Origin of the sequence: Streptomyces sp. PA03-5A (assembly GCF_033792725.1) — a bacterium.
Classification (GTDB): domain Bacteria; phylum Actinomycetota; class Actinomycetes; order Streptomycetales; family Streptomycetaceae; genus Actinacidiphila.
Map to the genome: position 1 here is coordinate 224,058 of NZ_JARAVL010000007.1, position 13,240 is coordinate 237,297.

Sequence of the window (13,240 nt, forward strand, 5' to 3'; positions counted from 1 at the left end):
CCGGCCCCCGCGGCGGGGCCCCCGGCACCGAACCTACCGGTCGGTCATCGCACTTCGCCCCCGGTGCGTCGCGGGCTTGCGGCGCGCCGAGGGGAACCGCGGCGGCCGTTGAACCACTCCCGGCCGCCGTCCGTTACCCCGGGTAAAGGGAGTGCGCCCGGTCCGTGCGCGCCCCGTCGCGCACCTGTCCTGTGAGGAGCCACCCCATGACCCCCAGCACCGCACGCGCGCCCGGAGGGACCGCCGCCGAGGTGCCCTCCGCGACCCGCGTCGACGCACGCACCTGGGACCTGACGGTCGCCTCGGCAGCGCTCGGCCGCCCGGCGGCGGTGCGGATCGTCCTGCCCACGGACTTCGCGCGTGCGCCCGGGCGCACCTGGCCGGTGCTGTACCTGCTGCACGGGCCGCACGAGGACCACACCGCCTGGAGCCGGCAGGCGGGCGTCGAGCGGCTCACCGAGGGCGGCGGCCTCATCCTCGCCATGCCGGACTGCGGCCCCGCGGGCCTGTCCAGCCACTGGCTCGACGGCTCCGACTACGAGACCTTCCAGCTGGGCGAAGTCGACGCGCTGCTGCGCCGCGACTACCGGGCCTCCGGCGTACGGGCCGTGGCGGGCGTCTCGACCGGCGGCCACGGCGCCATGGCCCACGCCGCCCGCCACCCGGGGGCGTTCCGCGCCGCCGCCTCCTTCAGCGGTGTCCTGGACACCACCTTCGCCGGGGTGCCCACCGCCCTCGACGCCCTCCTGCTCCGCGAGAGCCTCTGCCCCGGCTCCCTGTGGGGCGACCCCGTGGACCGGTGGGACACCTGGCGGTCCTTCAACCCGACGGCGCGCGCGGGAGGGCTGCGCGGCACCGCGCTGTACGTGTCCTGCGGAAGCGGTGCCGCCGCCCCGGCCGCGGGCGGTGGCACCGAGCTGCTGCCGGAGGTGCTGGAGAGCACCCTGTGGCCCGCCACGCACGTCTTCGCCACCGCGCTGGAACTCCGTGACATCCCGGTGACGACGCACTACTACGAGGGCGGCCGACACGAATGGGCATACTGGCGACAGGAGTTCGCGATGGCGTGGCCGCTGCTCGCCCACGCGCTCGGGCTGCCGGGACCTGCCGTCGCGTGACGATGAGACGATGAGCGGGTCAGAGGGTGAGTGGAAGGCCCCTAACGAGGGGGGCGCGCTCACTCGTTCCAGTGGCACTGCCCGCTCCGGACGTACCACCGGCGCACGAGCGGCGTTGCAAGGGGACATGGACAGCAGCACATCCTCGACCCGTGGATGCCTTCTCCAGGGCCACCCGGACCACCACCGGACCTTCGCCGAACTCACCGGCGCCTATTGGATGGACCCGCCCATCTACACAGAACTCCTCGCCGACTGGCGGGCCCACGGGCGCGCCGTCCCCGGCTATGCGGGGCCGGACGTACCGCGCGCGGCCTCCTTCAGCGGCGGCAGTCTGCCGCAACTGCTGCCTGGAACAGGGCCAGTTCCACCACGGTAGGGGTGTGGAGGGTGCCCGTTCCGTCGGGGGGTACCAGCCACCGCAGGGCCCCCGCGGCCCGGTACGGGGGCGGGACGGCGATCCAGGCGCCCCTGCCGGCGTAGCGGATTCCGGTGCCCACCCATCTGCTGACGGGGTCCGGCGGGAGGAAGAAGCCGACCCGGCGGGAGGCCGTGTCGGCGAGGGTGGGCCCGGGTTCCGTGCGGGGGAGGCGCAGCAGGGCGTCGAGGGCCAGCAGGCCGAGGTCCTCGGGCACGCTGAGCACGTCCCAGAAACGCCCGGCGGGCAGCAGGACGGTCCCGCTCTCGCCGTGCTCCCATTCCCGCTTGCACGCCCGCGGATCCGCCGCGGCGGCGGCCAGCCACTCCATTGCCTGTTTCGGTGCCGCATTTCTCATACGCTCAACCTTGGTAGATATTTCTAACCGGCGGAAGGGGTGGCGGGGGATGGCGTTTTGGAGCGCGAAACGCCTGTTTTCCGTACGCCTGTGCGGCGTTGTGGAGCGGGCCCGCCGTGCCCTGCACGGCGGGCCGCGGGACGGTGCCGCACTGGAACGGCTGGTGAGGACGGCGGAGCGGCTGGACTACGGCGGCGGGCCGCCCGCGGCGCCGGACCGGGAGGCCCGGCGCCGGGGCTGAGGGAATCCCGCGCGCCGGCGGAACACGGGTTCCGCCGGGAATTCCGGGACCGTTGCCGGGGAATGCGCTCGGCCGCACGGTCGAAAAGCGCAAAGGTGTTCGCGTGTGTACGGGGAATGCCCGGGCCGGAATCCGGTCAGCCCGTCGGCGGCGCCCCCTCGTACGCCGCCGTCAGCAGCGCGCGCAGCTCTTCCGCGTCCGCCGGGCGCGGGTTGGCGTACGAGGCCGCGCCCACCAGCTCCACGACGCGGCCGATGCCGTCGGCCGGCAGACCGACCTCGGCCAGCGAGCGCGGCGCGCCGAGCCGCCCGCCCAGCTCCCACAGTGCGCGCGCCGCGTCCCCGGTGCCCAGCGCCCGGCGCAGCGCGGCCGTCGCGGCCGGGGCGGCCGGGGCGTTGAAGGCGAGGACGTACGGCAGCAGCACCGTGTGCGTCGCGGAGTGCGGCAGGTCGAAGGCGCCGCCGAGCACATGGGCCAGCTTGTGGTGGAGGCCCATCGTGGTGGCCCCGAGGCACGCCCCGCACAGCCATGCCCCGTACAGGGCGTGTCCGCGCGCGTCGAGGCCGCCCGGGTCGGCGACGACACGGGGCAGCGCGTCCGCCAGGGCGCGCACCCCCTCCTCGGCCATCAGCGACACGATCGGGGTGGCGTCGGGGGCGTACAGCGCCTCGACGGCGTGGGCGAGGGCGTTGACGCCGCTGGTGCCGGACAGCGCCGGCGGCATCGACAGGGTGAGCTCCGGGTCGTAGACGACGCTGCGCGGCAGGACACGGCGGTCGCGGCCGGTGCGCTTGACGCCGTCCTCCGTCAGGCCCCAGACCGGGGTCATCTCGGAGCCCGAGTACGTCGTCGGAACGGCCAGCAGCGGCAGCCCGGTGCGCAGCGCCACCGCCTTGCCCAGGCCGACCGCGGAACCGCCGCCGACCGCGACCAGCCCGTCGGCGTCCAGTTCCTGCGCCACCGCGACGGCCTCGTCGGCCACCTTCACCGGCACGTGCATCACCGCGCCCGGGTGGACGCCCACGCAGACCGCCCCGAGCGACGCGGCGACGGAGCGCGCGGTGTCCTCACCGTGCCGGCCGGACAGCACCAGCACGCGGCGCAGGCCGAGCCGGCCGGTCTCCTCCGCCACGGCCGTGGTGGCGGCCCCGGCGCGGAAGACGACCCGCATCGGCAGCGCCTCGTGGACGAACTCCAGGCTCATGACCGCTGCAGCACGATGTCGAAGGTCGCCAGCCGGAAGGGGTTGGGAACCCCGTACCCGGCCGCCCGCTCCGGGTCGTCCACCTCGGCGAACTCCTGGACCAGGCTCTTCTTCACCGCGAAGACCGCGTCCGAGTCCAGGTACGGGCTGTCCTGGACGAACACGTGCGTGGTGACCGGCTGGTGGCCGGCGGCGGCCGCGATGAAGTGGATGTGCGCGGGCCGGTACGCATGGCGCTCCGTGGCGTCCAGCAGGTCGCCCACCGGGCCGTCGGTCGGGATCGGGTAGTGCGCGGGCACGACGGTGCGGAACCGGAAGCGGCCCTCCCCGTCGGCCTCGAACAGCCCGCGCCCGTTGCCCTGGGGCTGCTCGCCCGGCTGCTGGACGTCGTAGAAGCCGTGCTCGTCGGCCTGCCAGACGTCCACCGTGGCGCCCGGCAGCGGTGTGCCGTCCACGGAGACCACGCGCCCGGTGACCACGCAGGGCTCACCCGAGCCGATCATGTCGATCGCGTCGCCGAACTCCCGCGCGGGGGAGCCGACCATGTGGAACGGGCCCAGCACGGTGGAGTCGGTGGCCCCCTCCCCGGCCGACTTCCGCTGGTTGATCGTCTCGACCAGCATCGACACCCCGAGCACGTCGGACAGGAGGATGAACTCCTGCCGTGTGTCGGTGCACGCCTGGCCGGTGCGGGTGAGGAAGCCGATCGCCCCTTCCCACTCCTCCATCGTCGGCTCGACGTCCCGGACGAAGTCGTGGAGGTGCCGGGTCAGACTGCCCAGGATCTCCCGCAGCCGAGGGTCGGGCGTCCGCGCGAAGCTCTCCACGACGGCCGGCGTCGCGCTCTGTTCGGTGAAGTCCATGCTCTCTCCTCGTCAGTCCCGTCCCAGGATGCGCCGCAGCGCGGAGCCGAGCACGGCCCGCGCCTCGGCGTCGTCGGCGGCCCCGTCGGCGCGCCGGAAGGCCACGTACAGGTCCGGCCGGACGAGCAGCGCGCCCGTGTCGCCGATGCCGCGCACGCGCGCCCAGTCGCCGTACGGGTCCTCGTACTCCCGGCCGGGGCCGATCACCGCGGTCGCGATGTCCAGCCCCAGCTCGGCGCCCGCAGCGCGGGCCGCCGACACCCAGGCCTCGCCGCCGATGCCGGTCAGCAGCGCGAACCGGCCCCCGCCGCCGAGGTCGAGGGTGGACAGCGTGCGGGTGCCCGCCGTCAGCCATGCGTGCGGCAGCTTGGCGCCGGGGCGGCTGCTCGGCTGGTGGTACAGCTCGGGATCGCGGTCGAAGCCCGGGTCGGCGGTGCCGTCCGGGACGACCGCGGCCGAGGCGTAGCGCTGGTTGAGCTCCACGCCGTGCGCGTTGAACTCGTACCGCTTGAAGTCGATCGCCTCGCGCAGCCGTGCGCGCCGCTTCTCGCCGGCCGGGGTCGCGTCCTTGCGGGACTCCATGTTGGCGATCAGTTGCCCGGGGCTCTGCGGGGTGAGCAGGTCCAGCGCGTCGAAGACCGGGGCGGTCTCGCCGATCGACTTGTTGGCGCGGGTGACGATCTGCTTGCCGACGGGCGCCCGCTCGGCGGTGTAGGTGTCCAGCAGCGAGGGCGCGGCGGTGCCGTCCAGGACCAGCTTCAGCTTCCAGGCCAGGTTGTACGCGTCCTGGATGGAGGTGTTGGAGCCGAGGCCGTTGGACGGCGGGTGCCGGTGGGTGGCGTCGCCGGCGCAGAAGACCCGGCCGTGGGAGTACGTCTCGGCGTACATCTCGTTGACCGTCCACGCCGAGGAGGAGCGGATGGTCACCGGGACGTCGTCGTCGCCGATCAGCTGCCGGACCACCGACAGGGCGTACTCCTCGGTGAGGTCCGGGGGCGCGCCCTCGACGTCGTAGCCCCACACGATCAGCCACTCGTTCCACGGCCGCACGCAGCGCACCAGGCCCGCGCCGATGCCGCCCACGGTCGCGCCGGGGGTGAGCACCCAGTACAGGGTGCTGGGGCGGTGGGCGACGTACCGGGACAGGTCGGCCTCGAAGACGATGTTGACGCTACCCGCCACGCCCATCTTGCCGCCCATGGGCAGCCCCGCGTCCTCGGCGACCTTGCTGCGTCCGCCGTCGGCGCCGATGAGGTACTTGGCGCGGATGGCGTACTCGTCGCCGCGCAGCCGGTCCTCCACCACGGCCGTCACGCCGTCGGCGTCCTGCTCGAAGGACGTGTAGACGGTGCCGTAGCGCAGCCGGGTGCCGCGCGCCACGGCCGCCTCGACCAGCACCGGCTCCATCCAGTTCTGCGGCATGTCGCACATGCGGCTCGGGCTGGCAAGGTCGTGCGCGGCCTGCACCAGCGGGTCGTTGCCCCAGGAGCGCAGCCGCCCCAGCTCCTCGCCCGCGAGGCTGGTGCAGAAGACGGTGTTCCCCATCAGGTGCTGGGGAGTGGCCTTGGCGACGACCTCCTGCTCGACGCCGAGGTCGCGCAGCACCTCCATGGTGCGCTGGTTGGTGATGTGGGCCCGAGGGGTGTCGGCCAGCCTGTCGTAGCGTGTGACGACGATGTTCGGCACCCCGTACGTGCTCAGCGCGAGCGCGGCGCTCGCGCCGGCTGGCCCACTGCCCACGATCAGCACGTCGGTCTCGACGGTCTCCATCAACGCGGCTCCTTGACGGATAATTGAAATGGCAACGAACCGATCGTGGATCAGAGGGAGACCGCCGGCGTGTCTCAATCCGATACATCCCCCGAAGAGCTGCTGCTCGGCGCCTACCTGCGCGAGCGGCCGAACGGCCGGGCGGTCGTCGCGGCCGACGGCAGGACGCGGATCGTGAGCGCCGAGGCCGCGCGGCGGCTGTCCGACGAGTCGCTGGCGCTGCTGGAGCGCCGGGCCGGCGGCATGGTCCGCGACGGCCGGACCGAGGGGTACGAGCTGCCCCTGCCGGACGGCGGCTGGCGGGCCCGGCTCAGCCCCGTCCTGGACTCCGGCGAGGTCATCGGTGCCGTCGCCGTCCTGTCCGCGGCGGCGGAGGGCTCCGGCGGGCCGCCGGCGGTCCCCGAGCCGAGGCTGCCCGGGCTCGTGGGCGCGTCGCTGTCCTGGCGCGCGGCGGTGGCCCGCGCGGTGCGGCTCGGGGGCGAGCAGGGGCCGCTGCTGGTGACGGGAGAGCCCGGCACCGGCAAGACGACGCTGGCCCGGGCCGTCCGGGCCGGCGACGTGGAGCTGGACGCGGCGCTGGTGAGCGGTGCGGCGGCCCGTGACTGGGTGCGGCGGCTGGCCGTGCGCCCCGTGCCGGGCCGGGTGCTCGTGCGCCACGTCGAGGCGCTGGACGGCGGTGCCGCGGCCGCGCTGGTGGCGCTCCTCGAACAGCGCCCCGTCCTGCGGCTGACCGCCACCCACACCCCCGGGGACCGTACGGACCCGTGCCTGGACCGCCTGCTGGGCCGGCTGGCGGCGCGCTCGCTGTCCGTACCGCCGCTGCGCGAGCGCCCCGAGGACCTCCCGGTGCTGCTCGCCGCCCTCAGCCCGCGACCGGCTCCCGGCCACCCGCCGCTGACCTGGACCGTCGAGGCCCGGCGCACCCTGGAGCGGCACACCTGGCCGGGCAACGTCGCCGAGCTGGCGACGGTCGTCAGGACCCTCGCGGACGAGCGCCGGCTGAGCGGTCCGGTGCGCCCGGAGGAGTTGCCGGACGCCGTGCGCGGCGGGGCCGGCGGCCGCCGTCTGGGCAGCCTGGAGCGGGCCGAACGGGACGCGATCCTGGAGGCGCTGCGCACCCACGGCGGCAACAAGGCGCGGGCGGCGAAGGCGCTGGGCATCGCGCGGGCCACGGTCTACCGCAAGCTGCGGAGCTACGGCATCCAAGGAATATAGTTCGAGATTCAACATGTTAGGTTGGGCGACAGAGACGCACCCCGCAGAAGGAGATCCCCGATGGCCACCCAGCTGGATGTCCGCCGCGCCGGCCAGCGGTTCCACACCCGCGCCGGCTGGCTCGACTCGCACCACTGCTTCTCCTTCAGCCACCACTACGACCCGAAGAACACCCACTTCGGTCTGCTGCTGGTCTCCAACGACGACGTCGTCGCCCCCGGCACCGGCTTCGACACCCACCCTCACCGGGACATGGAGATCGTCACCTGGGTGCTCGACGGCGGCCTGGTCCACCAGGACTCCGAGGGCCACAACGGCGTCATCTACCCGGGCCTCGCCCAACGGATGAGCGCGGGCACCGGCATCCTGCACAGCGAGAAGAACGACAGCTGGAAGCTGACTGGTGCGCCGGAGCACAAGGACCCCGTGCACTTCGTGCAGATGTGGGTCTTCCCCGACGAGCAGGGCATCAAGCCGGGGTACGAGCAGCTCGACATCAACGACGAACTCGCCCGCGGCGGCTGGGTCACCGTCGCCTCCGGAATGGACCGCGACCGCGACGAGCGGGCCATCTCCATCGCCCAGAAGCACGCCGCGCTGCAGGCCGCGCGCATGACGCCGCAGCAGACCCTGGCCCTGCCCACCGCCCCCCTGGTGCACCTGTACGTCGCCAGGGGCGAGGTCGCCGTCGAAGGCGCGGGCCTGCTCGCCAAGGGCGACGCCGTGCGCGTCACCGGGGCCGAGGGCCAGCGGCTCACCGCCGGCGCCGAGGGTGCCGAGGTGCTGGTCTGGGAGATGGACGCCGCCGTCAGCTTCGGGTGATCACGTGGTAGACCTTGGGGCCATGACCCGCACCCTCGCGAGCGCGCCGATCATGGTCCTCAACGGTCCCAACCTCAACCTCCTCGGCCGGCGGCAGCCCGAGATCTACGGCTTCGAGAGCCTCGCCGACGTCGAGGCCCTGTGCGCCGCGACGGCGGCGCGGCTCGGCGGGACCGCCGACTGCCGGCAGAGCAACCACGAGGGACAGCTGATCGACTGGATCCACGAGGCCCGCGAGCACCACGCGGGCATCGTGATCAACCCCGGCGCCTACTCGCACACCTCGGTGGCGATCCTGGACGCCCTGGGCGCCTGCGACGGCCTCCCCGTGATCGAGGTCCACATCTCCAACATCCACCGGCGCGAGGCCTTCCGGCACCACAGCTACGTCTCGGCGCGGGCCGACGCCGTGATCGCGGGCTGCGGCGTCCAGGGCTACGCCTTCGCCGTCGAGCGGATCGCCGCGCTCCTGGACGCCGGCGCCCGCTGAACCGCCGCCGGGCCGCGGCCCGACCGCCCCCGGACCGCCGTGCTCAGGCCTCGCCCGGCTGCCAGTCCGGCCACTCGCCGGGGTGGTCGGCCCAGTGCACCTGGTCGGGGTCCGACACGTCGATGTCCGGGAAGGTCCCGCGCACCCGCAGCTCGAACTCCTCCCGCTCCAACTGCTCCCAGCCCACACCCCGGATGTGCACCCTGCGGTAACGGTGGTCGGCCCCGAGCGGGGCCACGTCGACCTTGTGGGTTGTCTCCATGCCTCCAGGGTGCACCCGGGCCGGTGCCCCCGCAGGTCCGGTGACCACCACCTCCGCGGGGCGCAGCAGGTGCCCGCCGACCCGGTAGCCGGACCGTACGACGGTGCCGCAGACGAGTCGGTCCGCGCCGTAGGCGCCCGATGAGCCGACCGCCTCGTGACGCGCCGGGTCGAAGGGATCCCCGGGCTCGCCGAACGACCGCAGGCCGAGTTCCGCCAGCCGCGCCTCCAGCACGTCCACCACGGCGCGGAAGCCGCCGGTCACCTCGCCCAGCTCCCGCGCCCGGTCGACGGCGTCCAGCACCGGCAGCAGTCCGTGCAGCACGTTCGCGACGGCGATCTCCCGCACCGCCAGCCGGTCCCGGTGCACGCGCTTGCGGTAGTTGTCGTACTCGGCCTTGAGCCGTTGCAGGTCCGCCGTGCGTTCGACGAGCCGCGCCCGCAGCCCGCCGCCCGGAGGCGGACCGGCCCGGTTCACGCCGTGCCTCCCTCCCGCTTGTCGTCGTCGACGATCTCGGCGTCCACCACGTCCTCGTCGCCCTCCGGCGGCGCCGCGTGCGGGGCCCCGCCCTCGCCCGCCGCGGACCGTTCCGCCTGGGCCTGGGCGTACATCGCCGTGCCGATCTTCTGCGCCGAGGCGGTCAGCCGCTCGGTCGCCCGGCGGATGCCGGCGGAGTCCTCGCCCTTCAGCTGCTCCTTCAGGTCCGCCACCGCCGACTCGACCTCCGACTTCAGGTCGCCCGGGACCTTGTCGGGGTTGTCACGCAGCAGTTTCTCGGTGGAGTAGACCAGGCTCTCCGCGTTGTTGCGCGTCTCGGCCTCCTCGCGGCGCTTGTGGTCCTCCTCCGCGTACTGCTCGGCCTCGCGCATCATGCGGTCGATGTCGCTCTTCGGCAGCCCGGAGCCGCCGGTCACGGTCATCTTCTGTTCCTTGCCGGTGCCGAGGTCCTTCGCCGTCACGTGCATGATGCCGTTGGCGTCGATGTCGAAGGAGACCTCGATCTGCGGGATACCGCGCGGCGCCGGCGGCAGACCGGTCAGCTCGAACACCCCGAGCTTCTTGTTGTACGCCGCGATCTCGCGTTCGCCCTGGTAGACCTGGATCTGCACCGACGGCTGGTTGTCCTCGGCCGTCGTGAAGATCTCCGAGCGCCTCGTGGGGATGGTCGTGTTGCGCTCGATCAGCTTGGTCATGATGCCGCCCTTGGTCTCGATGCCGAGGGACAGCGGGGTGACGTCCAGCAGCAGGACGTCCTTGACCTCGCCCTTGAGCACCCCGGCCTGGAGGCTGGCGCCGATCGCCACGACCTCGTCCGGGTTGACGCCCTTGTGCGGCTCCTTGCCGGTCAGCGACTTCACCAGCTCCGTCACCGCCGGCATCCGGGTCGAACCGCCCACCAGGATCACGTGGTCGACGTCGGCGACGTTGATCCGTGCGTCCTTCACCGCCTGGTGGAAGGGACCCTTGCAGCGCTCCAGCAGGTCCGCGGTCAGCTGCTGGAACTGGGCGCGGGTGAGCTTCTCGTCCAGGTGCAGCGGGCCCTCGGCGGAGGCCGTGATGTAGGGCAGGTTGATCGTCGTCTCGGTGGACGAGGACAGCTCGATCTTCGCCCGCTCGGCCGCCTCGCGCAGCCGCTGCAGCGCCATCTTGTCCTTGGCCAGGTCCAGCCCGTACGCGTTCTTGAAGCGCTCCACGAGGTGGTCGACGACCCGCTGGTCCCAGTCGTCGCCGCCCAGCTCCGTGTCGCCGTTGGTGGCCTTGACCTCCACCACGCCCTCGCCGATGTCCAGCAGGGAGACGTCGAAGGTGCCGCCGCCCAGGTCGAAGACGAGGATCGTCTGGTCGTTCTCCTTGTCCAGGCCGTACGCCAGGGCCGCGGCCGTGGGCTCGTTGATGATCCGCAGCACGTTCAGGCCGGCGATCTCCCCGGCCTCCTTGGTCGCGGTGCGCTGGACGTCGTCGAAGTACGCGGGCACGGTGATCACCGCGTCCGTGACGTCCTCGCCCAGGTACGCCTCCGCGTCCCGCTTCAGCTTCTGCAGCACCCGGGCCGAGATCTCCTGGGCCGTGAAGCGCTTGCCGTCGATGGTGCCGGAGTCGGGGAACCGCCAGCCGGGGTCGCCCATGTGCCGCTTGGCCGAGCGGGCGGTCCGCTCCACGTTGGTCACGGCCTGGCGCTTGGCGATCTCGCCGACGAGGACCTCGCCGCCCTTGCTGAAGGCCACCACCGAGGGTGTGGTCCGTGCCCCTTCCGTGTTGGTGATGACGGTGGGCTCGCCGCCCTCCAGGGCGCAGACCACCGAATTGGTGGTGCCGAGGTCAATACCGACCGGACGTGTCATGTCAGCTCGCCTCCTCCCCTCCAGGGTGCGACGCGCGCGGGCCGACCACCAGACGGCCGCCGCAACCCGCGCCGGGCAGCGCAGGGCAATGTCCCGGAATAATCGCGGGGCCCGGACAGTGGGCGCTGCTAGCGTCGGCGGGATGTCCTCACTGCATGCGGGAGTGATCCTCTTCCACGACCAACGCCTCGCCGTACACAGCGACTTGAGCCTGCCGCAGGCCCCCGTCCCGCCTCGCGGCGACCCCGCGGAAACCGCCCGCGCGGCGGCGCGCGACGGCCTCGGCATCGACGTCAGGACCGATGTCCGGCCCTGCCTGGAGGTCCGCGCGACCGGCGGCACCCATCTGTACTACCGGGCCGCCGTGCCGCTGCCGTCCGGCCCCGCGCCCACCCGGCTGCTCAGCAGGTCCGAGGCCCTGCACCTGCCGCTCGCGCCCTGGACGGCGTGGGAGGCCATCCTGCGGTCCTGGGACGGCCCGCCCTGGTGGCGGGGCCGCCTCGTACTGGAGGAGCCGCTCGGCCGGCCGCCCAAACGGACCCGGGCCGGCGCGGTGATCATCCGCGACGGGCGCATGCTGCTGATCCGCTACCGCCACCGGCGCGGCGACTACTACGAGATCCCCGGCGGCGGGGTCGAGCCGGGGGAGACCCCCGAGACGGCCGTCCTGCGCGAACTCGCGGAGGAGACCGGACTGAGCGGCACCGTCGGGCAGGAGATCGCCCGGGTGAACCGGGTGCACCGCGGCTCGCACCCCGGGCACTACTTCCTCGTCGAGGCGCACGGCAAGATCGGCCCCCGCTCCTCCCTCGACCTGGGCGAGGCCGCCGCCCCCGTCTGGGTCCCCGTCGACGACCTGCGGCACCTGCCGCTGTGGCCCAAACGGCTGGGCTGGCGCATCGCGCACTGGCACCGCGAGGGCTGGCCGAAGCCCGCCGCGGAGTTCTGCGACTCACTGCTCGACCTGCGGGTGCCCTGCGACTGGTGACCCGCTGGGAACGGCCGGGCGCCCGGGCACCTCGCGGTGGCAGGATCACGGGTATGGCACGCATCACCCTCGTCCGGGGCGACATCACGCAGCAGTCCGTCGACGCCGTCGTCAACGCCGCCAACTCCTCGCTGCTCGGGGGCGGCGGCGTCGACGGCGCCATCCACCGCCGCGGCGGCCCGGAGATCCTCGAGGAGTGCCGTGCGCTGCGCGCCTCGCGGTACGGGCGCGGTCTGCCGACCGGACAGGCCGTCGCCACCACGGCCGGCCGGCTACCGGCCCGCTGGGTGATCCACACCGTCGGCCCCGTGCACAGCGCCGGCGAGGACCGCTCCGAGCTGCTGGCCTCCTGCCACCGCGAGGCGCTGCGGATCGCCGACGAGGTGGGCGCGAAGACGGTCGCCTTCCCCGCGATCTCCACCGGTGTCTACCGCTGGCCCGTCGAGGACGCCGCGCGCATCGCCGTCGCCACCGTCCAGGACACGGACACCGAGGTCGAGGAGGTCCGCTTCGTCCTCTTCGACGACGCGGCCTACGCCGCGTTCGCGGCGCGACTTCCCGGAGAAGGGCTCGGTGAACGGTGACCTCGGCATCCGGGAGCGGAGCGCGGAGCGGTGCCCGGCCCGTGGTGCGGGTTAACCGGGGCGGAACTCTTGGTCATCGATTCCTTTGGGAAAGCTCCGGGACCGCAAGCCCTGCCTAGCATGAGGTGATCACGCACCGTACGACCCCGGGGGCGGCCCGCAATACCGTCGTCCGGCCCCGGGCCGCGGCTCTCGCGTCCGGGCGTACTCGCCCGGATCCTGGGCGCGGACTGGTCACAGGCCCGCATGGGTCCGGCCCGACCGGGGCCGCGGGCACACGAGATCCTGGAGAACACGTGCAGTTCGAGCTGACCGGACGGACCGGCTTCGGCAGCGGCGGCGACCTCGGCACCACCGCCCGGGCGACCCCCGACGGCACCCGGGGGGACCTGCCGGAGCCCGACCGTGAGCCGGGCCACGCCGAGGGGGCCCTCGCAGCGTCCGCCCCGGACGGCGAGCGGACCGCGCTGCCCCGGCTGAGCCGCGCCCAGCGGGAGACGGTGGACGCCGTTCTCGACGAACTGGTGGAGAGGCTCGCCCTGGTGGCCCACCGGTGATCCCGGCC

14 protein-coding genes are annotated in these 13,240 nt (G+C 73.5%); 8 read left to right on the plus strand and 6 right to left on the minus strand.

What is annotated here, in order from left to right; translation table 11 throughout:
• Positions 1-206 precede the first annotated feature (206 nt).
• Positions 207-1,118: an alpha/beta hydrolase gene (locus PV410_RS10990; protein WP_500323886.1), complete on the plus strand. Its 912-nt coding sequence runs from the start codon at positions 207-209 to the stop codon at positions 1,116-1,118.
• Positions 1,119-1,438: 320 nt separating this feature from the next.
• Here PV410_RS10990 and PV410_RS10995 read toward each other — a convergent pair whose 3' ends face one another.
• Complete coding sequence (locus PV410_RS10995) at positions 1,439-1,894, minus strand: hypothetical protein (RefSeq protein ID WP_499515234.1); 456 nt, start codon at positions 1,892-1,894, stop codon at positions 1,439-1,441.
• A 49-nt stretch (positions 1,895-1,943) separates the two neighbouring features.
• Here PV410_RS10995 and PV410_RS11000 point away from each other — a divergent pair, with 49 nt between their 5' ends.
• Entirely contained in the window at positions 1,944-2,135 is a 192-nt protein-coding gene (locus PV410_RS11000) for a hypothetical protein (RefSeq protein WP_500323887.1), read from the plus strand.
• Between the two features lie 136 nt (positions 2,136-2,271).
• Here the strand turns inward: PV410_RS11000 and PV410_RS11005 are convergent, their stop codons facing one another.
• From PV410_RS11005 to PV410_RS11015, 3 genes are read right to left on the minus strand one after another with little or no spacing between them, the layout of a single operon-like run.
• Positions 2,272-3,339, minus strand: a complete 1,068-nt coding sequence (locus PV410_RS11005; protein ID WP_500323888.1) for a maleylacetate reductase — start codon at positions 3,337-3,339, stop codon at positions 2,272-2,274.
• The gene (locus PV410_RS11010; RefSeq protein ID WP_500323889.1) at positions 3,336-4,202 is read right to left on the minus strand and encodes a dioxygenase family protein; all 867 of its coding nucleotides are present in this window, start codon (positions 4,200-4,202) and stop codon (positions 3,336-3,338) included. The genes PV410_RS11005 and PV410_RS11010 overlap by 4 nt, the downstream gene beginning before the upstream one ends.
• 12 nt (positions 4,203-4,214) lie before the next feature.
• Positions 4,215-5,972 carry an FAD-dependent oxidoreductase gene (locus tag PV410_RS11015; RefSeq protein ID WP_500323890.1) on the minus strand — a complete coding sequence of 586 codons (1,758 nt, stop codon included), beginning with the start codon at positions 5,970-5,972 and terminating at the stop codon, positions 4,215-4,217.
• A gap of 69 nt (positions 5,973-6,041) precedes the next feature.
• Here PV410_RS11015 and PV410_RS11020 point away from each other — a divergent pair, with 69 nt between their 5' ends.
• From PV410_RS11020 to aroQ, 3 genes are read left to right on the plus strand one after another with little or no spacing between them, the layout of a single operon-like run.
• Positions 6,042-7,187, plus strand: coding sequence for a helix-turn-helix domain-containing protein (locus tag PV410_RS11020; protein ID WP_500323891.1), 1,146 nt, complete (start codon positions 6,042-6,044; stop codon positions 7,185-7,187).
• A gap of 60 nt (positions 7,188-7,247) precedes the next feature.
• The gene (locus PV410_RS11025) at positions 7,248-8,009 is read left to right on the plus strand and encodes a pirin family protein (RefSeq protein WP_500323892.1); all 762 of its coding nucleotides are present in this window, start codon (positions 7,248-7,250) and stop codon (positions 8,007-8,009) included.
• 22 nt (positions 8,010-8,031) lie between these two features.
• Positions 8,032-8,499 carry a type II 3-dehydroquinate dehydratase gene (gene aroQ, locus PV410_RS11030; RefSeq protein WP_500323893.1) on the plus strand — a complete coding sequence of 156 codons (468 nt, stop codon included), beginning with the start codon at positions 8,032-8,034 and terminating at the stop codon, positions 8,497-8,499.
• Positions 8,500-8,542: 43 nt separating this feature from the next.
• On the opposite strand, the gene grpE is transcribed toward aroQ, so the two are convergent.
• A complete protein-coding gene (grpE, locus tag PV410_RS11035) occupies positions 8,543-9,238 on the minus strand; it encodes a nucleotide exchange factor GrpE (RefSeq protein ID WP_500323894.1) in 696 nt (231 codons plus the stop codon).
• Entirely contained in the window at positions 9,235-11,103 is a 1,869-nt protein-coding gene (gene dnaK, locus PV410_RS11040) for a molecular chaperone DnaK (RefSeq protein ID WP_500323895.1), read from the minus strand. Before dnaK ends, grpE begins: the two co-directional genes overlap by 4 nt.
• 142 nt (positions 11,104-11,245) lie before the next feature.
• On the opposite strand from dnaK, the gene PV410_RS11045 reads away from it, so the two are divergent.
• The 3 genes from PV410_RS11045 (at position 11,246) to PV410_RS11055 (ending at position 13,232) form a co-directional block, all read left to right on the plus strand.
• Entirely contained in the window at positions 11,246-12,091 is an 846-nt protein-coding gene (locus PV410_RS11045) for an NUDIX domain-containing protein (RefSeq protein WP_500323896.1), read from the plus strand.
• 53 nt (positions 12,092-12,144) lie between these two features.
• Positions 12,145-12,675 carry an O-acetyl-ADP-ribose deacetylase gene (locus PV410_RS11050; protein ID WP_500323897.1) on the plus strand — a complete coding sequence of 177 codons (531 nt, stop codon included), beginning with the start codon at positions 12,145-12,147 and terminating at the stop codon, positions 12,673-12,675.
• Between the two features lie 296 nt (positions 12,676-12,971).
• Positions 12,972-13,232 (plus strand): hypothetical protein, encoded by a 261-nt coding sequence (locus PV410_RS11055; RefSeq protein ID WP_500323898.1) that lies wholly within the window; start codon positions 12,972-12,974, stop codon positions 13,230-13,232.
• Positions 13,233-13,240: the final 8 nt, after the last annotated feature.

Excerpts from the sequence above, each read along its gene's own strand:
- PV410_RS10990 (WP_500323886.1), top strand. The coding sequence starts at position 207 with ATGACCCCCAGCACCGCACGCGCGCCCGGAGGGACCGCCGCCGAGGTG.
- PV410_RS10995 (WP_499515234.1), bottom strand. The coding sequence starts at position 1,894 with ATGAGAAATGCGGCACCGAAACAGGCAATGGAGTGGCTGGCCGCCGCC.
- PV410_RS11000 (WP_500323887.1), top strand. The coding sequence starts at position 1,944 with ATGGCGTTTTGGAGCGCGAAACGCCTGTTTTCCGTACGCCTGTGCGGC.
- PV410_RS11005 (WP_500323888.1), bottom strand. The coding sequence starts at position 3,339 with ATGAGCCTGGAGTTCGTCCACGAGGCGCTGCCGATGCGGGTCGTCTTC.
- PV410_RS11010 (WP_500323889.1), bottom strand. The coding sequence starts at position 4,202 with ATGGACTTCACCGAACAGAGCGCGACGCCGGCCGTCGTGGAGAGCTTC.
- PV410_RS11015 (WP_500323890.1), bottom strand. The coding sequence starts at position 5,972 with ATGGAGACCGTCGAGACCGACGTGCTGATCGTGGGCAGTGGGCCAGCC.
- PV410_RS11025 (WP_500323892.1), top strand. The coding sequence starts at position 7,248 with ATGGCCACCCAGCTGGATGTCCGCCGCGCCGGCCAGCGGTTCCACACC.
- aroQ (WP_500323893.1), top strand. The coding sequence starts at position 8,032 with ATGACCCGCACCCTCGCGAGCGCGCCGATCATGGTCCTCAACGGTCCC.
- dnaK (WP_500323895.1), bottom strand. The coding sequence starts at position 11,103 with ATGACACGTCCGGTCGGTATTGACCTCGGCACCACCAATTCGGTGGTC.
- PV410_RS11045 (WP_500323896.1), top strand. The coding sequence starts at position 11,246 with ATGTCCTCACTGCATGCGGGAGTGATCCTCTTCCACGACCAACGCCTC.
- PV410_RS11050 (WP_500323897.1), top strand. The coding sequence starts at position 12,145 with ATGGCACGCATCACCCTCGTCCGGGGCGACATCACGCAGCAGTCCGTC.